18 protein-coding genes are annotated in these 24,301 nt (G+C 57.4%); 10 read left to right on the plus strand and 8 right to left on the minus strand.

Annotation, left to right across the window (positions count from 1 at the left end):
- Window positions 1-71 precede the first annotated feature (71 nt).
- The 5 genes from Q1A00_RS13070 (at window position 72) to Q1A00_RS13090 (ending at window position 5,967) form a co-directional block, all read left to right on the plus strand.
- Complete coding sequence (locus Q1A00_RS13070; RefSeq protein WP_299757229.1) at window positions 72-2,651, plus strand: M4 family metallopeptidase; 2,580 nt, start codon at window positions 72-74, stop codon at window positions 2,649-2,651.
- A 55-nt stretch (window positions 2,652-2,706) separates the two neighbouring features.
- Window positions 2,707-3,636, plus strand: a complete 930-nt coding sequence (locus Q1A00_RS13075) for a PrsW family glutamic-type intramembrane protease (RefSeq protein ID WP_298405382.1) — start codon at window positions 2,707-2,709, stop codon at window positions 3,634-3,636.
- Between the two features lie 17 nt (window positions 3,637-3,653).
- Complete coding sequence (locus tag Q1A00_RS13080; RefSeq protein ID WP_298405379.1) at window positions 3,654-4,259, plus strand: hypothetical protein; 606 nt, start codon at window positions 3,654-3,656, stop codon at window positions 4,257-4,259.
- 2 nt (window positions 4,260-4,261) lie between these two features.
- Window positions 4,262-4,675 carry a hypothetical protein gene (locus Q1A00_RS13085; protein ID WP_298490064.1) on the plus strand — a complete coding sequence of 138 codons (414 nt, stop codon included), beginning with the start codon at window positions 4,262-4,264 and terminating at the stop codon, window positions 4,673-4,675.
- A gap of 206 nt (window positions 4,676-4,881) precedes the next feature.
- Window positions 4,882-5,967: a hypothetical protein gene (locus Q1A00_RS13090; RefSeq protein WP_298405374.1), complete on the plus strand. Its 1,086-nt coding sequence runs from the start codon at window positions 4,882-4,884 to the stop codon at window positions 5,965-5,967.
- Window positions 5,968-6,231: 264 nt separating this feature from the next.
- Here the strand turns inward: Q1A00_RS13090 and Q1A00_RS13095 are convergent, their stop codons facing one another.
- Both Q1A00_RS13095 and Q1A00_RS13100 read right to left on the minus strand, forming a co-directional pair.
- Complete coding sequence (locus Q1A00_RS13095; RefSeq protein ID WP_298405371.1) at window positions 6,232-7,578, minus strand: TIGR02710 family CRISPR-associated CARF protein; 1,347 nt, start codon at window positions 7,576-7,578, stop codon at window positions 6,232-6,234.
- Between the two features lie 139 nt (window positions 7,579-7,717).
- Window positions 7,718-7,879 (minus strand): hypothetical protein, encoded by a 162-nt coding sequence (locus Q1A00_RS13100; RefSeq protein ID WP_298405368.1) that lies wholly within the window; start codon window positions 7,877-7,879, stop codon window positions 7,718-7,720.
- A gap of 315 nt (window positions 7,880-8,194) precedes the next feature.
- On the opposite strand from Q1A00_RS13100, the gene Q1A00_RS13105 reads away from it, so the two are divergent.
- From Q1A00_RS13105 to Q1A00_RS13120, 4 genes are all read left to right on the plus strand, one after another.
- Window positions 8,195-11,857 (plus strand): GAF domain-containing protein, encoded by a 3,663-nt coding sequence (locus tag Q1A00_RS13105; protein ID WP_298405365.1) that lies wholly within the window; start codon window positions 8,195-8,197, stop codon window positions 11,855-11,857.
- Window positions 11,818-12,453, plus strand: a complete 636-nt coding sequence (locus Q1A00_RS13110) for a response regulator (protein ID WP_298405361.1) — start codon at window positions 11,818-11,820, stop codon at window positions 12,451-12,453. Before Q1A00_RS13105 ends, Q1A00_RS13110 begins: the two co-directional genes overlap by 40 nt.
- 357 nt (window positions 12,454-12,810) lie before the next feature.
- Window positions 12,811-13,254 carry a PH domain-containing protein gene (locus Q1A00_RS13115; RefSeq protein ID WP_298405358.1) on the plus strand — a complete coding sequence of 148 codons (444 nt, stop codon included), beginning with the start codon at window positions 12,811-12,813 and terminating at the stop codon, window positions 13,252-13,254.
- Window positions 13,254-14,108 carry a serine/threonine-protein kinase gene (locus Q1A00_RS13120; RefSeq protein WP_298405356.1) on the plus strand — a complete coding sequence of 285 codons (855 nt, stop codon included), beginning with the start codon at window positions 13,254-13,256 and terminating at the stop codon, window positions 14,106-14,108. The genes Q1A00_RS13115 and Q1A00_RS13120 overlap by 1 nt, the downstream gene beginning before the upstream one ends.
- Before the next feature lie 43 nt (window positions 14,109-14,151).
- On the opposite strand, the gene Q1A00_RS13125 is transcribed toward Q1A00_RS13120, so the two are convergent.
- The 5 genes from Q1A00_RS13125 to Q1A00_RS13145 all read right to left on the minus strand — a co-directional run bounded on the left by Q1A00_RS13125 (window position 14,152) and on the right by Q1A00_RS13145 (window position 22,989).
- On the minus strand, window positions 14,152-15,156 hold the full coding sequence (locus Q1A00_RS13125; protein WP_298405354.1) for a WYL domain-containing protein: 1,005 nt from the start codon (window positions 15,154-15,156) through the stop codon (window positions 14,152-14,154).
- A 699-nt stretch (window positions 15,157-15,855) separates the two neighbouring features.
- Window positions 15,856-17,721: an MDR family MFS transporter gene (locus tag Q1A00_RS13130; RefSeq protein WP_299757239.1), complete on the minus strand. Its 1,866-nt coding sequence runs from the start codon at window positions 17,719-17,721 to the stop codon at window positions 15,856-15,858.
- Window positions 17,722-18,008: 287 nt separating this feature from the next.
- Entirely contained in the window at window positions 18,009-18,476 is a 468-nt protein-coding gene (locus Q1A00_RS13135) for a MarR family transcriptional regulator (RefSeq protein ID WP_298405348.1), read from the minus strand.
- Window positions 18,477-18,678: 202 nt separating this feature from the next.
- A complete protein-coding gene (gene bchH / locus Q1A00_RS13140; RefSeq protein ID WP_298405344.1) occupies window positions 18,679-22,488 on the minus strand; it encodes a magnesium chelatase subunit H in 3,810 nt (1,269 codons plus the stop codon).
- 141 nt (window positions 22,489-22,629) lie between these two features.
- Window positions 22,630-22,989: an STAS/SEC14 domain-containing protein gene (locus tag Q1A00_RS13145; protein WP_298405341.1), complete on the minus strand. Its 360-nt coding sequence runs from the start codon at window positions 22,987-22,989 to the stop codon at window positions 22,630-22,632.
- A gap of 88 nt (window positions 22,990-23,077) precedes the next feature.
- On the opposite strand from Q1A00_RS13145, the gene Q1A00_RS13150 reads away from it, so the two are divergent.
- On the plus strand, window positions 23,078-23,653 hold the full coding sequence (locus Q1A00_RS13150) for a hypothetical protein (RefSeq protein ID WP_298490059.1): 576 nt from the start codon (window positions 23,078-23,080) through the stop codon (window positions 23,651-23,653).
- Window positions 23,654-23,704: 51 nt separating this feature from the next.
- On the opposite strand, the gene aat is transcribed toward Q1A00_RS13150, so the two are convergent.
- Window positions 23,705-24,301: a leucyl/phenylalanyl-tRNA--protein transferase gene (aat, locus tag Q1A00_RS13155; RefSeq protein WP_298405335.1), complete on the minus strand. Its 597-nt coding sequence runs from the start codon at window positions 24,299-24,301 to the stop codon at window positions 23,705-23,707.

Below are 24,301 nucleotides of genomic sequence, written 5' to 3' on the forward strand. Positions count from 1 at the left end.
GGCTGTGCCGCCCCAGCGATGCACCTCTAGCCCGGTGCCTGCGTTAAAACCGCGTAGCGAAAGGAATGCGCGTGCTGGTAAGCCTCAAGCAACACCGGTTCGGAGCACTGATCAGTGGGCTGATGGTTGCTTTGCTGGTCATACAGTTGTGGCCGGTTGCCCCAATTGATATTGCGCTCCGCCCTCTATTCGCGCCGGTTGCGACCCACGCCAGCCATGCTTTCACCGCCTTAGCTGCTCGCACCACAACACCGTTGCTCGCCGCATGGGATGCCCGTACCGGCATCCCCACTGTTCTCGTTCCCGCCACTACTGATGGCCGCTTGCCCTACACTCCGACCGCCGCCGAAATCGGCAACCCGCTTGCGATTGCTCGCGGCTTTCTCGACCACGAACGCGCCCTCTTTGGCCTACGCAGCGTCGCCGCTGAGTTACGCCCATTACCGCCGGAACCTGATCGCCAGCTCGGTTTTCACCATATCCGCTTTGAACAGGTTTACAACGGCGTACCCGTCTTTGGCCGCCGGTTGATTGTTCATCTCGATCCGGCAAGGCAGGTGGTGGCGGTCAATGGTCACTTTGAACCGGGAATTACACTCGAAACCCAACCTGCGATCGCGCCGCAAGCGGCACTAACAATTGCCCTCGGCCATATCTGGCAAGAACTGGAGCCGGACGAGCGGATGCAGGTACAATTTACGCCGGTGCCCGATCGCACCAGTTTGGTGATCTATGTTCGCGCCGACGGCCATGCAGTGCTGGTCTGGTCGGTGCGTGTGCTGACCACCGCGCCGCTCGGCGAGTGGCAGGTGTTTGTGCAGGCACGGCGCGGCAGTGTCGTGCATGCGATTGACCAACTCGCTGGCGCAAAACGCCGCCGCACCTATACCGCCAACAATACCACCCGCTTGCCCGGTCGCTTGCTGGCCGAAGAGGGTGAACTACCCCGCGATGCAATTGCGCGCGTCGCTCACGAAGGAGCCGGCAAGGTCTACGACTACTACTTCAATACCCACCAACGCGACTCGTTTGACGGTCGCGGCGGCGCAATGGTCTCAACCGTCAGCTATGGCAGCGCTCCTGAAGATGCCGACAACGCGGCATGGATTGGCGAACTCAAGCAGATGATCTACGGCGATGGCGGACGGCTCTTCAAACCGTTGCCGTATGGTCTCGATGTGATCGGCCACGAGTTTACCCACGGCGTGATCGATGCGACCGCGCAGTTGATCTATGAAAACCAGTCAGGCGCGCTCAACGAGTCGTATGCCGATGTGTTTGCGGTGATGATCGACCGCGACGACTGGCTGATCGGCGAGGACGTGGTGAAGTCGCCGCCGTATCCGGTCAATCACTTGCGCAGCTTGGCTGATCCGACGTTAAACGGACGATATAATGCGCTCGATCCGCTGCGCAGCGTCGGCCAACCGGCCACAATGAAAGAGTATGCAAACTTGCCCAACACTCGACGCACTGATAACGGCGGCGTGCATGTGAATAGCGGCATTCCCAACCACGCCGCCTACTTGCTCGCACAACAAATCGGGCGCGAAAAGGTGGAACGAATCTATTATCGCACGCTGACCCAATACCTTGCGCCAAGCAGCACTTTCGCCGATGCTGCCGCCGCCACCGCTCGCGCCGCTGCCGATCTTTATGGCCAGACCGAAGTTGCTGCGGTACGCGATGCCTTTGCCGCCGTTGGCATAACCAGCACGGCTACCCCCGGCGGCCCAGTAGTGCAGCCGCCGAGCAGCTTGCCCAACACAACACCGGCGCCGCCGGCAGCACAGAGTCTCCCTCCCGGTTGCAGCGATCTGATGGTTAATGGCGGATTTGAAGCTGATACTGGCTGGGAACAGGTCACATCGCTTGACGCCTCGTTGATCGACCCTGAATTGCCCCGCAGCGGCAAACGCAGCGCATGGCTGGGAGGAACCGATCAAGAGAGTTTGCAGCTCATCTATCAAGATGTTCGTATTCCGGCGAATGCTACCAGCGTTGAGTTGCGCTATGCCCGGCTGGTGCATTTCGAGGCCAGCGGCATCGCTGGTCTCTTTGTCAGTGAAGCGTTCTTCTCAGTCGTCATCGCCGATACCCGCACCAATCCGCTAGCCGTCGTAGAGCGGATTCGCTCACGCGATGGCGATGATACGTGGCGTGACCGGCGCGCCGATGCTAGCCGGTATGCCGGCAAGACGGTGCGCATCGTCTTTGCCGCCGAAAATCCGCGTGGCAATATCAGCAGTATGTTTGTTGATGATGTGGCGTTGATCGTTTGTACTACCGGCAATGCACCAAGCACGCCGCCGGTCAATAATAATGATCTGGTCTTCCTGCAAGGCACGATCAGCAACGCCGACAGCGGGCGTGGTGTGCGCGGCGCGCAGATCTTTATTCTGCGACCGGGCATTACGGCGCGCCAAGCCGCTGCTGATGATACGCTCACGCCCGATGAGGTGTTGACGATGGCAATCGCTGATGACAATGGCGGCTTCCGTACCGAGCAGCCGGTGCTGCGCGGGCAGAGTTATAGCGTGATAGTGGTGGCGCGCGGGTATCGAACGATTCTTTCCGATGGTGAATTGCGCATCCCGGCGACGGCAACCAATCCGTACCGGGTCGATGTCCAGATGCGCCGATCGCGGTAGTAGCGGCGGAGCGCGCTCCACCCGAACTGTAACCGGATTGCAAAGAACTCATTTTATGTCAAACGAACGCTTTGAATGCTGCATCTGCCACCAACCCCAATCGCCGCCCTACCACATCCTCGGCGGGAGGATCTATTGCGCGCGCCATTATGCGCTAGTCAACAAACCGCACCGTGGTTTCTGGCAGGCCAGCCTTATCCAGATTCTCGGTATGGCTGCGCTCAGCGCGATGCTGGCATGGCTAGGCAATGCCATTGGCCCGCTCAGCGACCTGCCCCTGCTCTTGGCCGGCATTGTCTTGTCGGTGTTGCCGGCGGCGCTGTGGCTAATCTTCTTTTATCGCCAAGACCGACTCGAACCAGAACCGAAACACAAGCTTGCCGCCGTGTTCCTTATGGCGTTGTTGCTCACCGATGTGATCGGGCGGCGGGCGGTCGAAGAGTGGTGGCGGGTCAGTGAATGGGCAGCCGCCGATACAACTACGTCGTTGCTAGCGGCGCTCTGTATCTTGGGGCCGCTACGGCAGGTGATCGCTTACGTTGCCGTGCGCACAATGGTCTACGCTACCGATGAGTTCGATGAACGGATGGATGGGATTGTCTATGGCACGGTCGCCGGTCTCGGCGTGGCTACCCTGCTCAATCTGCGCTACGTGTTGGCGAGCGAAGGGGTGGGGTTGGCGCCGGGGGTGATCACAACTGCTACTACGGCGTTGGCACAGGCCAGCTTTGGCGGGTTGATGGGGTACGTCATGGCGGAAGCCAAATTTAGCCATCGCCCGATCTGGTTTGTACCGCTTGGCTTCGCCGTTACCGCTGCGCTGAACGGTTTGGTGAGCTGGCTAATCGCTGAAGTGAGCGCCGTGGGCCTCACCGTCGATCCGTGGCGTTCGCTGGCGCTGGGGGTGGCGGTGGCCCTGATCGCGTATCTCACCCTGATCGCCCTAGTCCGGCGGAGTGTGACGGTCACGTTGCAGCAGTCGTAGTAGCGAGCAGAACCCTAATGATCGGGCAGATTGGCAATGAACGCGTTTGGCGCGTGCGGCTCTGGAATAAAGACCTCGGCGTGGCGCTGGTCACGATGCTGGCGCTATTAGCCGGCACGTTGCTGATGTGGCGCACCGAGACGGCAACCCGATCGTTTGTTAGCCCTGATGAAACTTTCCGCCTCGCCTATCCGGCCCATTGGGTCAGTGTTGACGCGCTGAATGATCTGCTGCTGAAGGTGGAAGATCCGCAAACGGCGAGCTTGTTCAAGACCACGCTAAGCGTTGAACAACGCGACATTGATCCGGCCAATCCGCCGACCTTGCAGGAGCTGCTCGACCGCCGGATGGAAGATCGCAGTCTGCTAACTGCCTACCATTTTCTGCGCGAAGCCGAGACAGCAGTCGCTGGCCAGCGCGCGATTGCTACCGATTTTGCCTATGTGGTACAGCCAATTGATGAGCCGCGCCGTCCGGCTTTACCGGTGGTAGTGCGGGTGCGCGAATATATCTTCATCACCGCGAACCATTCATTCTATCTGACGCTAGCTGCTCCCGCCGCCGAATTTGACCGGCTTAAAGGCACGCTGGCGCGAATTATCGCTTCGGTGGAGGTGCCATGAGTATGCCCGATGAGCAAGGCGGCTGGTCGCTCGGTGAGCGTCTCGCTGATGGCAGCGACGCATCATTGCGCGCACCGGCGCTGCCCCGGCTAGCGTTGTTGAGGGTGAGCCGTAGCGGCGGCCTGCGTTTCACCACCCGCACTATCACCATCTACCACAACGGCTTGGTGATCAGCAACGATCCTGCCCGCCGTCCACGCACCCTCTCGCCGCGATTCATCGCTCGCCTCTACCACACCCTCTTGCGCGCGCGCCCCTGCCGCCTCCCCCGCCGCATCGCATTATCGCCCGACAGTTATGTCTACTCTTTCCACGTCCGCATTGGCGAACGCATCTGCCAGTTTGAAGTCGTTGCCGCCAACGCGCCGCCGGCAGTGCATGCCCTGCTGCGTTTGGTGCACCAAGCAGGGTTCTAACCACTGGCGCCATTATTCTGCTTGTGATCGTGCTCAGGGGGATCGACTGCTGTTCAAGCGGTAGGCTGAGCAACGTGCCATCCGGCCACCTACTCGTGATCGGCGACAGCCTGTTTTCCCAACAAAGCCTATTTCGTGGTATGCTGCCAGTAAGCGCATCGCGTGGCACTGTTCGCCGCGTATTGCTCAATCACGAGGAGGTGTTTATGAATAGTAATGACGTAAAACTCTTGCAATCAATGCGCAGCAATCCCTCACTGACCATCACGTTACCCACTCACCGCACCTCCCCCGACAACAAACAAGACCCCATCCGAGTCAAGAATCTGGTTACGGCTGCCGCTAACCGGCTCACCGGCACCTACGGCAAGCGCACCGTCGAACCAATCTTGCGCCGGCTTGAGGCGCTGGCCGGCGACATCGATTACCGTTACACGCTGGACGGATTGGCAATGTTTGTCAATCAAGACACCTCATTTATGTTTATGGTGCCATTTGCGCTGAAAGAGCGGGTAGTGGTGGATGAAACGTTCTACACCCGCGATCTGGTTTACGCGCTCAACCGCACGCCGCGCTATTGGGTGCTTGCCCTCAGCGAGAAGCCAACTCGCCTGTTCGAGGCTACTCGCGAGACGTTGCAAGAAATTCAGACCGGCGGCTTCCCCATGACCCACCTTGGGCCGGGTGGCGCGCGCGGCATTCCCAACGACCCGGCGATTAACCAGTCGGCCTACCGCGACGAACATCACCGCATCTTCTTCCGGCAAGTTGATGAAGCCTTCGCGCCGTTTATGGCTGGCGATCCGTTGCCGCTGGCGCTGATTGGGGTTGATCGCTACCTCGCCTTTTTCCGCGAAGTGAGCAAGCACCACGACGCGATTGTCGCCACCCTGACCGGCAATTACGATACCTTCACCGCCCACGATCTTGGCCGCCTGATCTGGCCGTTGGTTGAAACCAACCTGCAACACCGCAGCCAACAAGTCTTGCGTGAGCTTGAGGTAGCGGTAGGAGGGCAACGCTACTGCTCTACGTTGGGGGAAGTGTGGCGATTTGCCCACGAAGGTCGCATCGCAACCCTGTTAGTCGAGGAAGACTACCACCAGCCCGCGTTGGTTGACGAGAGCAGCCAACGCTTAATCTTCATTGATGAGCCAACCACGCCAGCCGCTCTCGATGACGCAGTGGACGAGGTGATCGCAGTGGTGATTGATCGCGGCGGCAAGGTGGTCTTTGTGCCGAACGGTTCCCTCCAAGCCCACCAGCGGATTGCGGCGATTTTGCGATATTAGTGCCGTGACGTTGTCATTGCGAGAGTGTGCCCCTCGTGTCATTGCGAGGGAGCGACGGCAGCCGGCGCGGCTGGGTACCGCCCGACCACAGCAATCTCCTGCTTCAGCGCAACCAATGGCGGAACCAATCTTTCCCGTGCTCGCAGGAGATTGCTGTGCCGTCTCCGGCGGCTCGCAATGACAATTGGGGAGCGGAACCGGTGAAGGGACTGAACCGTTTGACTGATAAGGACGAGCCAGTGCCAGCCTTTAACCGCTGCCTCATCACACCGTCACAAACCGGTACAGCGCCTCCCAATCGTTGCGCGACCGTTGCCCAATCGCGAAGAATTGATTGAGCAACTCTTCAACCACCTCAACAAAATCGCAATATTCAGCTTCGGTAATCTGGCGGAAGCCGTGGGCGAGAATGCTGCGATTGCGGACGTGTGAGCGATTGCGAATCTCGATTGGTTCCACACGTTGCACCAAAGGATCGTTCAGCGCAGCTAGCAGCATATAGCCATTGAGTAGCGTAATCGGGTTGTATGCGCCATTGCGGTTCGGTTGCAATCCCCGCCCCTGAAAACCGAGCGATTGCTCAACCTGCCGGTAACGTTGATCAAGATCTGGAATCCGTTGCTTGAGCGTATCTAAATCAGGTTCTTCAGCTAACACGTCATAGGTCGCCAGCCGGTGCTGGCTCATCAATTCCATACACCGGTATCGCAGTAATGCGGCTGTGTCGAAGCGTCGCTGCGCTTCACGGCGCAAAGCATTGGCGTGCAGCGAACCAAGCAGCGGCAGCACAGCATCGAGGTCTTTCAGAGTGGCAAGAGCGCGAGCGGATTGTGTCATGGCACTGATAGTCTGGACGAGGTGCGCTAACGCAGTCTGCTGAGCTTGTAAGACGTTATGATGGTGCGCGAGTTTCGCAGGCAACGGTTTACTCAGCAGACTCTGCAACGTCTGGGCAGCAGCCTTCAAATCAAACGCTTCCCATTTGATATAAGAGTCGGCCAATTGTCTGAGGGCGGCATACGTTGCGCGATCAGGTTCCGGCGCCCGCCGGGCTAGATCGGCGTAGATTTGCTCTGCGCGCAGGTAGTCGTGGGTATTGAAGGCGCGAGCGGCCTCCTCTGCTTCGAGATCGCCAAAGACTTCATACGGATCAGGCGGATCGATCAGACGCTGCGTGCCCGGCTTAGGCCGGTTTTGCTCGTAATCACTCTCGATGTAGATGGTGCCGAGGTCGAGCACATAGGCCGCTTTGGCCAACCCTACCGACATAACTTTGGTACCGGCGGTTAAATCAACGAGGATCTGTTCGCGCGGCAGATCAGACCACTTCTCGATGATCGCGCGCAATGCGCGATAGACCTGCTTAATGTCGGTGTAATGGACTTCCTCGCGCAACCAATTCGGATCAGGCGATAACTCGATCTGCTGCGTCACTCGTTCAGGGAAGTTATGCGTTTCCGGCGTCAGCAGAAAGGCAACTCGCTGCGGTTGCAGTGCCGCCAGCAAAAGCGCAGCGGTATCGGTTTGGCCGCTGCCGGTGAGGATTAATGCCACCGCACGCCGGTCACCTACTCGTTCGCAGAAGCGACGGAGTTGTTCGCTAAAGTCCATTGCTGTCTCCTAAGGCATCTCGTTTCAGGGCGGGCCAACGACCTACGCCCTATCGTCCCACCCGGCGCCCGGGTGACTCGCCCACAATCATCACGTTCTAAGCGTTGCCGTAGTAGACGCACCTCGATCTAAACGAGCCCTAGCACTGTTGCGGGCAAGCAATCCGTTGCAACGCATAGCCCAACCCGCTGCAAAACAACGCGCCTTTGAACGACGGCAACCGTACTGGCGCCGCCAGCCGCAGCGTGACCCGGATCCGTAACACATGCAACGCCGGCAGAGTCAGTTTAGGTTCAGCCATAACCATTGACTTTCCGTGACCAAAAGCTCGTAACCAAGAACACCGTATTGCCACTAGGCCACCCCCCGGCGGGAGATGGCGCCGCATGCTCCACCTACACGAAGGCGGGAACGGATAGCGCAAAACGTAGGTCGCAAACTAGCTTGGCATTTAGGTGCAAGTATACCGCATTGGTGTTGAAAGCACGTGCGATGAGCTAAACAGATCACGGTTTGCTGAACGAATCGAACAATTTGTACCTTCCCATACGATTGCTGCGACTGGTACGATACATGTATTCATGGCAGACGACCAGTACGTAAAGGATGGTCAAACATGCCGCTCAATCCTGCAACTGAGAAGGCGCAGTCTAGCCCCGACATGCGTTTCAATCTCAACTGGCGGTGGCGCCAGCTCAGAGCATGGTTCGGCCAAGAGCGCGGTGCGTTGTTCTTGATTTGGTGCCTGCGGGTCGGTGGTTTAGGTTTGCTCATCGTGTGGGCATGGCTCAAAGCGCCAAACATACCGGAGCCAAACTTAAAAACAGGCTGGCTTATCATCGGCATAATGACCTGTTTTCAGGTGTTTACGGCTGTTTGGGGTGCGTTTCAACCGGAACAATGGCACAAACCGTTAGCGAAGTTCCTGCAAAATCTGATCGAAGTCATCTTAATCAGCTTGGCTATTCTGCAGCTTGGGGCGGCGTCCAACGTCTTTTGGGTACTCTACCTCATCCCCATCGTTAGCGCGATGCGCTTTCTCAACAACCTCTGGGGCAGCATCATTAGTGGGCTTTCGATTAGCGCGGCCACCGCGGTAGGCAGCTTTCATGCTGATAGTCTGCTCGAAATCGCGATCGCGCCTACCATTACGATCTTTGGCTTGCTGTTGTTATATGTCTTGCGCCGCATATCGTTGCATCCGGACGCTTTTGCGAGTTTGCAGACCGAATTAGTCCAAATCCTTGATCGATATCAAGCTGGAATCTGCGTGGTCGATCAACATCGCCGGCTCGTGTTTGTCAATCATGCGCTCGAACAGCAATTTGGCCCATGGACGCCAAAGATGACCTGCTACGAGTATTTGGTTTGCTTGCATGCGAATTGCGTAGCCTGCCAACAGCCCCAACCCTATCCGCAACGATACACTATGCAAATTCCCGGTGGGCGTAGAATCAAATTTGATGTCGAGTCGCAACGGGTCGCAGATGGTGAGCAGCTCTTGCTGTTTCTCAATCCACCGCGCACGATCCGGCTGGATTTGTACGAACAATTGCTCAATGCTATTGTTGAAGAGGATCAGCAAGGGTATACAATCGCTCTTCACCAACTGCTGAACTCGGTGCGTAAAGATTTTGGAGCGGAATCAGCGGCGATCTTTTGGTTCAAGGATGGGCGGCTGACCCGTGACATCATCAGTGGCCCGCCCTTACCGTTCGAGGAGAATTACGAATTAGGCCAAGGGATTACCGGGCTTGCATTGCCCGGTTTAGCGGGATCACCGTTTGGGCGAACCGTTGTCGCCAATAACCTCGACGCCTCACCAGTGATCATCGATAATCTTGCCGAATATCTGGCCGCGCATCCCAAATATTTTGAGGCATACAAACAGGCCCTCCCTAGCAGGCAAGTGAAACATCTCTTAGTCGTACCACTCAACGGACGCCGGCGGATTATCGGCGTTGTGCGGTTAGTCAACCGGCTGAACGAGCACGGCCAATTGCACAGTGAGGGGTTTCAGCGCCTGCATGAAATTGATTTGACCATGATCTGCGAACGGCTCGCCCATGCAATCGAGTACCGGGAACTGTACCTTGCCCGGCAACGGCAGCTTGAAGAGACGGAACGGTTCTACCGCATCTACGATGCCAGCACGCGCGGCCAAACCGTTTTTGCTACGATCGTTGAAGAAGCGCTGAAAGCGTTTCCTGCCGCAAGCAAATGTGAAATCCGGCGGCTCGATCGGGCGAGCCAGACCTTACAATTGATCGTGGCCCGCCACCGGCGCGGCTTTGATTACGGCGCACCACCTAGCCCCCTCGCCGGCATTAATGCGCGCGCACTGCGTGAAGGGCACATTCAGTTTGTCACGGATACCGCTCACGACCCCGATTTTATTCACCGCAAACCACCTATTGGCGCGCTGATGGTCGCGCCACTGATCGGCTACCTCAGCATTATTGGCATTCTCACCCTTGATTACGATAAGCCACGGACATTTACCTCCGAGGAACGCCGGCGGTTCGAGGCGCTGGCGACCCATGCCCAGCTGGCAGCAGCCGTGATTTGGCGGAACGAACAGGCTGAACGCCTACGCAAGCATATTCAGCAGATGAGCGACTTGAGCGAAGGCATTACCGGCGTCTATCAGCATATCCTCAAAGCTTATCATAATCTGATAGGCTACGACAGCGCTTCGATTCAGTTGCTCTACGGCCATTATTTGCAGATTGTCGAATGCGACGGCTTTGCTGATCGGAACGCGGTTTGTTCCTTATCGTTCGATATTCACGATGAGCGGTTCCCTAACAGCCGTGTGTTGCGTGAGCAACAACCGCTGGTTGAGACTGATGTCACCCAAACCTACCCCCACTTTGTCCAAGAATCGGAACGGTATCAGACAGCGAACATTCGCAGCATCCTCTATACACCGCTGATCTATCGCAGCCAATGTATCGGGATGATCGCGCTCGACAGCCATACGCCCTCCTTCTACCGTGAAGGCGATGTAGTATTGAGCATGCTGCTTGCCAATGCCGCCGCTTCGGCAATTGACAACGCGCGGCTGGTGGAAACGCTACAACAGCAACAAAAACAGTTACGGGTGTTGCTTGAGAGCGGCACGGCGTTAATGAGCATTCATGACGAGCGCAAACTCATTGCATCGTATGCCCAGCTCGGAGCGAACCTGTTCGCATGCGAGCACTGTACCATCTTCCTGCGCCGATCACCAGATTATGAGTTTGAGCTAGCGGTGTCATCGCAGCGCGATGGTTACTTCGACAATGAAGCCTATTGGCGTTTGGCGACCACCATTGCGGCGCACAATCAGATCATCACCCTTACTGGTGATACGTTGCTGGCATGGTATGCCGAACATGGCATTGCCGGCGATGAGCTTGAGCATTTGCCTACCGCGCGCGGTCGTTCCTTGCTTGCTGGCCCGATTCGCGACCAGCGCCAGATGGTGGTTGGCGTATTAATCTTTGAAAATTACGAACCTGACTATGGCGAGGGTTTCCCTGCGCCAGCGCATGATTTATTGGAATTATTTGGTAAACAAGTCTTGAACGGGGTGAATATCGTCAATATTCGCCGGACAACCCGCGAAAGTTTAGGTCTCGATGTCCATGATCTGCTTAATTTTGTGCAAGGAACCATAATTTTCTCACTCAATACGATGATCAGACAACTCGAACGAGCTGAGCCGGTAGCTTCGATTACCCCGCAGTTACTGCAAACGAATCAAGCGGCGAAGTTTCTCTACCAACAATTGCGCTATATTCAAGACGATCTCCGCGGACGTACCGATCTCGAGCAGTCATTTGACCGGATGGTCAATGATTACATCAATTTGCTTAGAGGATCGGTGCTCAAAGATATCCCGATCTTCTTCGATCCCTTGACCAACATCAGCCTGCCTCGGAAAACGGCTTACGCCCTCTTCCGCATTTGTCAAGAAGCACTCGCCAATATCGCGAAACACGCTGAAATCCATCTCAAGCCAGACGGCGCGGTATGGATTAAGTACACCCAAACAGACACTGGCTTTACGCTCACGATCGAAGATAACGGTCGCGGTATGGCGGAGAGTATGGAAAGCCTGCGCCAGCGGGGTGCGTATGGTTTAACTGCAATTCAACAATGGGCTGAACGGATCGGCGGGCGGGCAACCGTACAACCACGTCCTACCGGCGGCGTCATCGTGCAGATCACCGGACCGATCAAGGAGGAGCAGGCATGGACACCCTCATCAGAGTCGTTATTGCCGATGATTTAGCTCTCTTTCGCGAAGGGCTGAAAAAGGTACTCGCCTATATTCCCAATATTCAATGCGTTGGTGAAGCACACACCCCACAAGAAGCGATCAGCATGGCAAGCAAGCTCCAACCAGATATCATCATGATGGATATTTCGTGGTACGGCGACAAATGGACGGGTGTTCATGCGATCGAACAGATCAAACGCCAAGCGCCGCGGGTGGCTGTTATTGCGATGACGGCTTATCCAGAGTGGATCGAACAGGTCCAGCGCAAAGGCGCTGATATGGCCGTCTCGAAAGAGGTTTTCAACGACTCTGACCAACTCGAACGCTTGTTAGAGGAGGTGTTGCGGAAAGTTCGGCGGGCGCATACCCGGCATAACCTCACGAACCCGCTCACCGAACGCGAAGAACAAGTCCTTCGCCTGATGGCGCGCGGTGCTCTGATCGAAGAGATGATGAAAGAGTTGAGTTGTAGCGCCGGCACGGTTAAACGGGATATTCAAAACATCTGTGATAAATTGCAAGTGACCAATCGGGTTCACGCTATTGCGCGCGCCTATGATCTCGGTATTTTAAAAGTGGGCAGCAGCTTTCCAGCCGAATCGACCTAAACCGAGAGCCAATAGCGATACTGAGAGACGGCGCAGCCGGCTGCGCCGTTTTTTTGTTGCCGAATGGCGGCGAGCGCCGGCATATCTTTGCCATGAAGCATGATCCTTTTGGCGATCACACTTAATCCAACCATGAGTCTTCTGATGGATGCGATGTGATCTGTGGGTACTTATAATCATCGTAACAAATCAAATCCACATCGCAGCATACAACAAACTTACTTACTTATTAAAAAAGCGTAAAAAGGAGGTGATTTTCCGTACTTTTTGCTAGAAGCAGGCACCTAGCGGAACACCGGCCCTCAGATCGGTTCGTGCTGCCGAACCGGCTCGCGCCACCCGGCGAAGGAGGACACGATGGCGATCATTCACCAGTCTCCCCCGACCCCGTTCCGTCGTCATCCGCTGCGGCGCCTACAGCACTATCTCGGCCTCGCTGCCCTCTACGGAAGCTGCGCTGGATTGGCACGGCAAACCTTCATCACTGGGCATATCTCGCTCGCATTTGGATTCGCCTTCGCAAGTACGACTGCCCTGCTGGTCTTGATCGTGCTGGTGATCCGAGAACGCCGGTTCAACATCGTGATCACCCGTGACAGGCTCATCATCGATTACGGCTATCCGTTTGGTTCACGCCGCATCATCGAACGGATCTATGTCCGCGAATATTGCTTCCCGTCCAATCCCATCGGTTACTGGTTCGATACCGGCACACTAATGATCGAATATGGTGATGAAACGCTCGTCCTCGATGGCTTAACGCCATTCAGCACCCTCCGCGACCTGTTGGAGGTGCCGTGATGACAACGGTTCCGCGCAACGAGGTCGTGGCCAATCGCTTTCAGGTGGTTCGCCTGCTGACCCGCACGGCTCACAGCATTGTTGATCTAGCTTACGATGGGCGGGATAAGCAATTCGTAGTGATCAAACGCCTTGCCCCCACTAGTCGCAGCTTGCCGATCCGCGACGCTGCCCGCGCGTTCTTGCGCGAGATCAAGATAGTTCACGCACTACCGGAGGCATATTATGGTGAATGGCCCTGCTTCCCGCGTTTCATTACGATGGGCCGCGATCGCCACGGGTATTACTATGTCCAGCGTTACATTCCCGGCCAGACGCTAGCGTCCATCCTTGCCGCCGGTCATCCGCACGACGCGCTCACCATCGCGATCAATCTCTGCTGGGTGCTAAGCATCTTGCACGCGCACGGGATCATTCACGGTGATCTGCACCCACAAAACATTATAGTGGGAGTGCGCGGTGAGGTGGCACTGATCGATTTCGGCCTGAGCCGCTATCACGGCCAGCTCGCGCCGGAAGTGCAGGGGATTGGCCGGCCTACCTACACCCCGCCCGAACAATGGGCCGGCTGGCCGATTGATGAACGGAGCGATTTCTTCGCGCTGGGTTGGGTGTTGCACGAGCTGTTGGATGGTGAGCAGTTGCCGCCTTCCACTCAAGCGCTGATCGCGAGAATGCTCAATCCGTTTCCGGCAAATCGGCAGGTGACGCTAGCAGCATTGCAGGCCGAGCTTGAGGTGGTGCGCGACGAGCGCTTACAACCGCAGCCGGCGCCACAGTGGTTTATCAACGGCCTTATCATCGTCAGTATCACCGTCATTACGCTGCTTTATCTCAGCTTGTTGTGGCGATAATCGCATCTCCGTGTCGGCAACCAAGCTGCCGCACGCTATCCCTTTACTCGGCATATACCGCACGCATCCGCTCGATCGTCTGCCGGATCATTTCCACCAACTCATCCGGTTCGAGCACGCGGCAATGTTCGCGGTAGCGGAGCAGAATCTGCTCGGCTTGCCACAGATCGCTGGTTTGGGCCGAGATCTCGGCACTGCCGTCGGGGTGATACGTCACTGAACTGTTGGGAAACCAGAGCGCTACGTCGCGGTTGCGCGCCACTTGCGGCGAGAGTCGGTAACGCAATGACCACATCTTGCGCGGCGGCAGTTCGGGTGGCAAGACCCGCCGTTCGACGTGCAGCGAATCGGGAATGATGCGGTCAACCCGGTAGGGTACGTAGCGCCCTACCGTCGTCGGATGAGGTGAACTGTAGCAGTAGGCTTCGAGATAGATATGGCCGTCGCGCATCAAGAGCCGTACCGGCGCCACCCGATGCGCTTCCGGTTCTTGGCTAAAGGTTGAGCGGTAGAGAAAGCGTAGCGCATGGCGGCGCAGATTGCGCTTGAGTCGGGCTAACCATTGTTGATCAACCGGTTGGCTGCTTTGGGGGAATTCAATCTCCATTTCCTGCTGTTGGCGGAGGTTTGACCGCCGTTCTGGCGGTAGTAACGCAATGACGTGATCGAGTAGCGATCGTACCTGCGGGCCGTTTGGCCAGTTGCCTTCACTGAACATTGTGATGAGAAAGGCCAATGCCTCAAGCTCTTCGTCAGGTAGATTGAGTAAGGTAAGCCGGCCAAAATCGGTCAGTGCGTAGCGCCCGTCAGGTTGGCGTTCGATTGTACAGAGAAATTCGCTGCGGAGCGCGTTGAAATCGTGGCGAAGCGCAACCAGTGCGTTAGCAGGATAAATACCAGAGTCGAAGGTGCGGCGCGCGTCGGCGATTAGCTCGGCGGGTGTCGCCGGGCCGCGCACAAACCGACTGATCAGCCATAACCGCCGCTGCACCGTTAATGCGGAACTGCGTTTTTGGCCGCGACCACGACGAGATCGTGGAGTAGCCACATAACACCTCGTTGCCATATCGGACGGATCTTTTGTGTATTATACCTGACTTGACTAGTGATGGGAGTAGCCGCTTGACAAAAATAAATTAACGTTGTGTATTTACATCATAAATAAACACTATCAATTGAGAAAGTCTCGATTACCCGCTTGCGCGTCCGTTCGGTCTTCCTCATGCCACTCTTTGTCTGGCGCACGATGGTGCAGGACTAACGCGCCGATGGCATTGTTCATATCGCCATCCGCTTCGAGTGGGGCAATGTTGTTTGGAAGAAGACGGTCTGGCGCGATGCGACGGCGATGAAGGGCTATCGTAACAGCGATGCGCACCGTTTGGCGATGCGGTTACTGGCCGAGGCTGTGCAGTGAGGCGGCGGTTGCGTGCTGGCCGGTTGTCGCCTATGAAGTGTCCATCGCCCTTTCATGCCGCCGGTCACACTGCGCCAGCGACAATGCAGCCGGGATTTGCGCCGCCATCGCCGCCAGTGCTGGGCTGAGGAAGTTGGGCAGAATGTTTACCACAGAGGACGCCGAGAGCGCAGAGGATGCGGAGTTTATCCCCATCCCCTACGCCCTCGGCGATGTTCACGTCCTTTTGGCTTCCTCTCCTACCTGATCCCTCCTCCGGCGGAGGAGTCGTCCTCCCCTCCCCCAGCGGGGGAGGGGGCAAGCAACGCCCTTTGCTCGCGTTGCGACTGCTCACTCCATCATTGGCGGCAAATCTTGGCCGTAGCTGCGTTGGAGCGGCAGTTCGGGAATGAACAATGCCAGCACCAACCCGATCACTGCCAACCAAATCGCGTACCAGTAGATGGTTGTCACACTGGTAGTGAAGGCATCTTTCAGGGCTGCACTGATCTGCTCGCCGATCGCCCGACCCTCGGCACGGGCCGTCTGCTCGGCTTGGTCAAGCTGCGCCAACACCCGGTCGAGTGCCTGCGTGCGGGCGACTGCCGGCAAACTCCCAACCATATCCAGCATCGCCTTCTGCTGATCAGGGATCTGCGGGTCAGCGCGTAGCGCCTCGATTGCCGCCGGATCAGCATCGCGCAGCGCGCGCGTGATCAACTCGCGCCGGGCGGCAAATTGCTCGGCAATCGCTTGTTCGATCCGTACTGCCGGATCAACCACTTCGCCGCTTGCCCCTTCGCCGGCACCCATCCCATTGCGCAGCGCGCTGCTGTCGAACTGAGCAGCCATTGCCGGCGGCAATTGGGCCTGAATCGGAGCCAGATTCGCACTCAGAGTCGTGGTCAAGACGCTGGTGAGCAGCGCACCGAAGACTGCCGAACCCACCACCTGTCCGATCTGCTGGAAGAATTGCCGGCTGGCCGTTGCCGCCCCCATATCGGTGCGCGGTACCGCGTTCTGCATCGCCAGATTGAGAATCGGCATCGAGGGGCCAAGACCAAGACCAAGTGCGATCATGCGCAGCCGCACCATCCAGATCGACGTCTCAGGGGTGAGCGTTGTCAGCCACCAGAGTGACGCGACGATAATCGCCATACCGCCGATGATCACCCACTTGTAGCGCCCGGTGCGCTGCACGATCTGTGATGACACCATCGCCCCAACCACAAGGCTAAGGGTGAGTGGAATGAGCGTAGTGCCGGCGGCAGTGGCGCTCACGCCGAGCACATTGACCAGATAGAGCGAGAGGAAGAAGATTGCCGCAAAGAGAGTGGCGCCAACCGTGACGCCGATCATTGCGGTGAGGGTGAAGGTGCGGATGCGGAAGAGGTGTAAGGGCAAGATTGGTGATTCAGCCCGCCGCTCGATCAGCAGGAAGAAGATCAAGCCAACTATGCTGACGGTAAACAAGCTCACGATCAGCGGCGACGTCCACGGAAAGTCATTCTTGTCGAGTGTCAACGCTAGCAAGAATGGGATCACCGTCAGCAGCAACGTTGCTGCGCCGGCGTAGTCAATCGCCGGTTTGAGGCCGCTGTGCAAGCGTGGCAGCTTGGCGATGATAAAGCCGAGTGCTATCACGCCCAACGGCAAGTTGACGAAGAAGATCCAGTGCCAGCTCAGGTTGTCGGTCAGTAGACCGCCAATAAACGGTCCCACCACGCTCGACAAGCCGAATACGGCGCCAAACAGACCCATATAGCGCGCCCGTTCCGCTGGTGCGAACAGGTCGGCGGGAATGGCGAAAGCGGTTGAGGTGAGCGCCGCCGCGCCAAAGCCTTGTAAGCCGCGGAAGAAGACCAACTGGGTCATATCACCGGCTAAGCCACACAACAGCGAGCCAAGCAAAAAGACCACGATCCCGAACAATAAGACATATTTGCGCCCGTAGATATCTGACAGCTTGCCGTAGATCGGCACCATCGCCGTTGATGCCAGCAGATAGCTGGTCGAAACCCACCCGATCAGTTCGATCCCCTTCAGATCGGCCACGATCCGCGGCAAAGCTGTCGAGACAATCGTCTGATCGAGCGCCGAGAGAAACAGACCAAGCAAGACTCCGATTAAGATCAGCACTTTGCTGCGCTGATCAAGCGTCACGGCGTAATCAATCCGGGTTGTAGCTACAGTCGTTGGCGATGTGGTCGTAGCCATACGGTTGGGTAACTCCTTGTCTTGCCAAACTTATGTCAAATGTTGTCTATCTTACCCTCAAGTTAGGGTGAGGGAACGTAGCCCACCAGCAATCTCCTCCAACCTGAAGGCGCAGAAGTGATCCACGCAAAGGGTTAGGATGGATCGTCACATGTACCCTCATACCTTCCAACACAAAAGCCTCGCACCCGTTGCCGCCTTCGCGTCTTTGCGTATTGCAAACAGACACCCATGACAGCGCGGCATCCACGCTATCTTCAACGAAGGCGCACTCACTGCGTATAAGGTTACTCAGCCGTCGCGAGGTTCCACTCGCGGCACGCCGCACTGAGCGCCTGACCGAGCCGCTCGAGCAGCTCAGGCGGCAACTGGCGGAGATGACGGCTAGCTTCGCTCAAGCGAATCTGGCGCGCTTCAGCCACCAGCCGCGCTCCGGCGGGCGTGAGTGAGACGAGCTTTTGACGACGGTCATACGGTGATTCGCTGCGCTCTACCAACCCATCTTGCACCAGTTGATCGACGATCTGGCTGGTGGTTGCCATCGTTAAATTGAGATGCTCGCTCAGCGATGAGATGGTCGCCGTTTGGCAACGGTGCATGTGCATCAGTGCAATCAGGCGCGGCATCGAGAGGTTCGTCCGTTGCAAGAATTGTAAGAGCGTCTCCATGCTTTGGCCCATCAGCTCGCTATGCACGAGGTTGAACAACTCGGCGACGCGCTCTGGGGTGTAGGGTGGGTCGAGTTCGTGGTACACGATTTGATCCTCCAAATAGTTTGTTTTTTCAAACTATTTGGAGGATACAACTAGTTTCCCAGCTTGTCAAGGGGGATGGGTAGGGTAATCTAAAGATGCGGCCGCCAGATTGCAACATCAGCGAGAGATACACCCTCGCCGCGCCTCAGAAAAACAAAACCGGGAGAGCCGCAGTTGGCTCTCCCGGTGCCGTCATACGGCCCTAGGCCACCCCCTCCAACCGATCTTCCAGATCGGCATGCAACTCACGCAGCCGTTCCAACGTCTCTTCGTCGGTCTGCCAGATCCCGCGTGCGTTCGCTTCGAGCAGGCGACCTACCATATTGCGCGCCGCCGCCGGATTGAGCTGCTCGATCCGGGTGCGCATGGCGTCGTCAAGCACGAAGGTCTTGGCAGCTTCGTCGTAAACCCACTTATCAACCGCATCGGTCGTGGCGCTCCAGCCGAGCATGTAGGTGAAGCGGCTGGCAATCTCGGCGGCGCCGTTGTGGCCGTGACGCAGCATACCTTCGTACCACTTCGGGTTAAGGAACTTGGTACGGTATTCGACCCGCAGCGTCTGCTCAAGCGTTTGCAGTTTCGTCTCAGCCGTGAAGCTCTCGACAAAATTGAGCGGGACCCGCTGGCCGGTGGCCCGTTCGGCGGCAGCCTTCAGCGCACCTGAATAACCGTAGTAGTGCTGCATATCGGTCAAGCCGTACTCAACGCTATCGATCTCTTGCGCTACCCGGCTGACCGTACCGAGCAACGAGCGCAATACCTCTGGCTGCGCTTCACCATTCTGCCGCCCGCCAAAGGCGTAGGCATTGCGCTTGATGAACAGCTCCTCCAGCTCTTCCCGCTTCTCCCACGCACTGCCTTCAATCGCCTCATCGACATCGGTGCCGTAAGTGCCGGCAGCTTGGGTGAAAATACGCGCCGTCGCCTGATCGAAGCTCTTGCCGGTAGCCATTAGCTCTTGCACATGCTTGCGGATGAAGTTCATCTCCACCGGCTCATCGGCCTCAGCCGCTTCCCGCACCAACCGGTCGAGCATATCCATCGTGCCGGCGAAGATGTCGCGGAAGATACCGGAGGCAGTCATAAGCACGTCGATCCGGGGCCGGCCCAGCTCAGCCAGCGGGATGAGCGCGTAGCGCCCGACTTTGCCTTGCCCATCCTTCACCGGGCGCGCGCCGATTAGGCCGAGCACGATACCGATTGACTCGCCCTTCGTCTTAATCGCATCGAGACCCCACAACACCTGCGCAATTGTCTCTGGGTATTGGCCGGTTTCGGCGCGATGAGAAGCAATCAACGCCTCGGCGATGCGCGCGCCGCGCTCGTAGGCGCTATCGGTCGGCACCCGGAAGGGGTCGAGACTGTGGATGTTGCGCCCGGTAGGCAGCACCGTCACCCCATCGCGGATAATGTCGCCACCGGGGGCTGCCGGAATGTAGTGACCGCCTAACCCGCGCATGAGGTAGTCAAGTTCTTGGGTATTATCGCGCAATGCCGCCAGCAACGCTCGCCCATGCTGGATCAGCCCCAGCACTTCGTTGCCGGTAGGCAAGCCAAACTGGTGCGCAGCCTGATCGGGCGACAGATGACCAAAGACCGTCTGCTGGACGAATTCGGTGCAGCGGGACTCAATCTCGTCGCGCAGGGCCAACGCTTCAGCATCACCCTGCCGCGCCCGCGCCAGTACGTCGCCGTAGCGCATTGTAACGCGCCGTGCCGCGAGGAACAGATCAGCCAAACCGGGCAACTCGCCGCGCGGCACCTTGAGCGTCTCGACGATCAGGGTCAGTTGCTCTTCGGGCGGCGGGGCACTGCCCAACACGTGCAAGCGATCGGTAATCATCGTCGCCGCTAAATCGCGCAGATAGGCGTAGGCCCGCGAAGCGAAGCGGCTAAACGGCTCGTTGGGCTGGCGCACCAGATCGCTATCAAGGTTGAGCAACGCGATCTTCTGCATGATCGCAACCGCCTCTGGGCTTTGGTCATCGTCAGCGACTGCTGCCGGTCGCTCGCGGTATTCAGCCAATAAGTCTTGTAACGCTTGCAATTCACGGTAGAGACCGGCCCGGCCATACGGCGGAATAGCGTGGCCAATGATGGTGCTATAGCCGCGCCGCTTAGCGATATTGGCCTCGGCAGGGTTGTTGATCGGGTAAACATAAAAATTCGGCACATCGCCGAGCAAAATATCAGGCCAGCAGCGATCGGTCAGGCCAAGTTGCAAGCCGGGCATCCACTCGGCGGTGCCGTGCATGCCGAGATGAATGATCGCATCGGCACCAAAGCTCTCACTGAGGTAGCGGTAGAAGAGGGCGTACTGGTGGTGCGGCGTATTTTCCTTATCGAACAGCAGTCGCATCGGGTCGCCGGGCATACCGATCACCGGTTGCACGCCGATAAAGATATTGCCGATCTGGGTACCGGCCAAGCGCACTTTATCGCGCCCCAGCGGGGCAATATCACCGGGGAACGCACCCCAGCGAGCATTAATCCGCTCTTGATCGCTGGGCCGCAGCCAGCGGTAGAAATCTTTCAGATCGGCACTCACCCCCATCACCACCGGCGGATGACCGGGCGGCAGCGGCTGATCGCTCACCAAACCTTCAAGGCAGCGCGCGAAGGTATCGGGATCGCGCGGATAGCGACCCACCTGATAGCCCTCAGCAGTCAACCGATCGAGGATCGCGATCAGGCTGGCCGGCACGTCGAGCAAGGCCGCCGTCGCCACCTTGCCTTGACCGGGCGGATAATTGTACACAATAATCGCCACCTTCTTATCGCGGTTCGCCTTCTTGCGCAAACGGACAAACCCGCACGCAATGCGGGCCAGCCGCTCGATCCGGTCTTGCACCGTTGTGATCGTGCTGCCACGCATCCCACCCAACACCACCGGTGCGATCGCGCCATCCATTTCAGGCAGGCTATAGAGGAAGGTGCTTTGCAGCGGGCCAACGCCACGCTCGCGCCAATCGTCTTCGTCTTGCACAAACAGCGGTTGGGCGACGATATACGGCACATCGAGCTTGCTGAGCAACTCGCGGGCGACATCAACGGTCAAGCCGGCCTTCGTCGAACCGGCTGGGCCGCCGACCAGTGGAAAGCCCATCGTGTTGATCACCAGATCGACCTTCATGTGGCTGAGCCACTCACGCACCACGATATGGCTCTCGATCCCCATCACAAAGATCGGCAGCACCCGCAAGCCAGCGGCTTCGAGCGTCTGGACGATCTTATTGGGGTAATCAGCGCCAGAAAGGATATGGGCGCGGAACGACAGCACCGCCACTGTACCGAGCGGAGCCGGCACACCTTTGCGCGCGCGGTTGCGCTCCTTTTCCCACCGCTCGTACTCGTGGGGATTGGCGAACAACTTTGGCGCATCGGGGTGAGCAAACCCCATATTCGGCAGCTCGACCACCGGGTCAACCCGCAGATGGCTCATCCCGCTATACTCGCGCAAGATGAGCTTAAACATATTAGCTGCATTAGCAATACTGCGATGATTCCAATAATTATTGACATTCGTCCAGTTGCGAAAATCGTTAAGCCGCTTGCCGGGCAAGAAATTGATCAGTTTTGAGGTAATTTTTTGCAATTTGACGTAGCCGTAGAGCGCGTCTTCCTCGCGCCCGCCGACTAACAGCCGCGCCACATTCTGCACCGGTTTGGGCATGCCCTTGCCACCCTTAAGATTATACGAACCAACCTTATTCAGCCGCATCACCTCGGGGAGGCCTTCAAACGAAAAGACCACCGGCGGATCGTGGCGCTCGACCATCGGGATCAATACCTCGGCTGTCTCGTTTAACGTAATTAGGGAAAGGATGAGACACTGACAGCGGGCAATCGCCGCCTCAACCTCAGCCGGGCGCACGGTGACATCGCGATCTTCAAATATATGCAAGCGGAAATCGGGTATCTCTTTGCGCACCTCAGCCTCGGCGCGACGAAAGAAATCCTGACTGTACCGCTGCATCCCCAGCACCATCACAAATTCTGTCGGCTGGCTCATAGCACCATTGCTCCTGTCGTCAGCGATAATAACCTGAGTATATTATGCAAGATCATAGCCTCAAATACAATCTGAACATGAAACGAACAAAACCTGTGCAATTATGCACAGGTTTTGCAGTAGTAATGAACAGAAAAACTATCAATCTCCATATTCCATCACCGTACCAAGATACCGTAATGCCTCTTGTTCGGTGCCAAACAAACCAACCCCACTAACAAATCGCACCAACGGCGCAAACAACAGTAAATGATGTTCAGAAACAATAAAGGCAATCCGGCCTAAATGCTTATGGCGCGCGATTGCTTCGGTACGCTGGCGCGCTCCCCAATCAGCGCTAGAGATTCGTCGCCCATCCACCAGCAGATCCGTCGGCTTCGGGCACTGGTCAAGTAAGCGCCACATTTCTTGATAGTACCGTTCCGCTTCGGCCAAGTGTAGATGATCCTCCAGCACCACCCAGATCAGATCATGGGCCCGGCGACGAATGCGGTAGGGCATAGTGTACTCCCTCACAAATTACGCGGCGTTTTGCACATTATACATACTTTTGCTGTATATGTCTAGCGAAAAAGGTGGCACGTTTCTGGTGCGAACATTGTGCAATGGAGCATGGACGGTTGACGAGCATCCCCGGCGCTGCTATAATCGCCGCCACAATCTAGCAGTACCGACGCTCGGCGACCGTGGAGAGAGGCTTGTCATTATGGGGTTCTTCGACTACTTCGTGGCTGTTAGTCCTACATTTGGCTCGTATGCGTGGACATTCTTTATTGTGCAGATTCTGCTGGTCGCGGGCGGCGCCTACTTCATCTGGCTGCACACTGAGCGGAATGTGGCCAAAGCGACCTTTTTCCGCCAGTTGGGGATTGCGCTGATGATTGTGGGTGGCTTTGGTGTGGCGCTTGGTGTGGCCCGAATGCTCAATACGCCAACCTTTAACCTGCGTTTCTGGTTTTACATTCAGTTTGTCATTGAGCTGATCTTGGGCGGTTATGTCTTTTACTACATGCGTAATGTGCTGCCCGAGTTGGTGCGTAATTCGCGTACCCGTGCGCCTACCCCTCGTCAAGTACCGGCTGATGCGACACCCGCAACACCACGACCAGTGGCTACCACCGGTCGCCGCGAAGCCCGCCGCGAACGCAAACGCAAACAACGGTAAGGGCGAGGCCTGCCTCGTTCCCATGGGCGCGGCAAGGCCGCGCCCTCTTCCTCACCATACCGCTGGCGTCCGCAACGCCACCCGCAACAACCGGTGATATTCACCGCGCGAGATCTCGATCGTGCCGAACTGCAACATGTGCGGCCCCACCACAAACTGCGAGTCGAGCAGCACAAACCCGCCCCGCCGCAATCGCTCGACCAGATGCACCAACGCCACTTTGCTGGCGTCGCGCACACGGTGAAACATGCTTTCGCCGGCAAACAGACCGCCTATCGCTACCCCGTACAGGCCGCCGGCCAGTTGGCCGTCACGCCAACACTCGACGCTGTGGGCATAGCCCAACCGGTGCAACTCACTATAAGCCCGGATGATCTCCGGCGAAATCCACGTTGTCTCCCGGCCCGGCGCCGGCTCGGCGCAAGCGGTGATCACTGCCTCGAAAGCAGTATCAAACGTTACCTCAAACACCCCCGATCGCACGGTGCGCGCCAACCGGCGCGGGACGTGAAAGCGTTCATCAAGCGGAATGATCGCCCGCCGCACCGGTTCGTACCAGCCGATCTCGCCGTTCTCGTCGGCCATCGGGAAGATGCCTTGCCGGTAGGCGGCAAGCAGGAGTTCGGGGGTCAAGCGTGATGTTGCCAT

This window comes from uncultured Chloroflexus sp., from assembly GCF_938091255.1.
In the GTDB taxonomy this organism is placed as follows: Bacteria; Chloroflexota; Chloroflexia; order Chloroflexales; family Chloroflexaceae; genus Chloroflexus.

Bases quoted from the DNA above. Each gene is read 5' to 3' on its own strand.
- Q1A00_RS13075 (WP_298405382.1), top strand. From the start codon at position 2,707: ATGTCAAACGAACGCTTTGAATGCTGCATCTGCCACCAACCCCAATCG.
- Q1A00_RS13100 (WP_298405368.1), bottom strand. From the start codon at position 7,879: ATGGCTGAACCTAAACTGACTCTGCCGGCGTTGCATGTGTTACGGATC.
- Q1A00_RS13085 (WP_298490064.1), top strand. From the start codon at position 4,262: ATGCCCGATGAGCAAGGCGGCTGGTCGCTCGGTGAGCGTCTCGCTGAT.
- Q1A00_RS13130 (WP_299757239.1), bottom strand. From the start codon at position 17,721: ATGGCTACGACCACATCGCCAACGACTGTAGCTACAACCCGGATTGAT.
- Q1A00_RS13115 (WP_298405358.1), top strand. From the start codon at position 12,811: ATGGCGATCATTCACCAGTCTCCCCCGACCCCGTTCCGTCGTCATCCG.
- Q1A00_RS13105 (WP_298405365.1), top strand. From the start codon at position 8,195: ATGCCGCTCAATCCTGCAACTGAGAAGGCGCAGTCTAGCCCCGACATG.
- Q1A00_RS13080 (WP_298405379.1), top strand. From the start codon at position 3,654: ATGATCGGGCAGATTGGCAATGAACGCGTTTGGCGCGTGCGGCTCTGG.
- Q1A00_RS13145 (WP_298405341.1), bottom strand. From the start codon at position 22,989: ATGCCCTACCGCATTCGTCGCCGGGCCCATGATCTGATCTGGGTGGTG.
- Q1A00_RS13110 (WP_298405361.1), top strand. From the start codon at position 11,818: ATGGACACCCTCATCAGAGTCGTTATTGCCGATGATTTAGCTCTCTTT.
- bchH (WP_298405344.1), bottom strand. From the start codon at position 22,488: ATGAGCCAGCCGACAGAATTTGTGATGGTGCTGGGGATGCAGCGGTAC.
- Q1A00_RS13090 (WP_298405374.1), top strand. From the start codon at position 4,882: ATGAATAGTAATGACGTAAAACTCTTGCAATCAATGCGCAGCAATCCC.
- Q1A00_RS13095 (WP_298405371.1), bottom strand. From the start codon at position 7,578: ATGGACTTTAGCGAACAACTCCGTCGCTTCTGCGAACGAGTAGGTGAC.
- aat (WP_298405335.1), bottom strand. From the start codon at position 24,301: ATGGCAACATCACGCTTGACCCCCGAACTCCTGCTTGCCGCCTACCGG.
- Q1A00_RS13120 (WP_298405356.1), top strand. From the start codon at position 13,254: ATGACAACGGTTCCGCGCAACGAGGTCGTGGCCAATCGCTTTCAGGTG.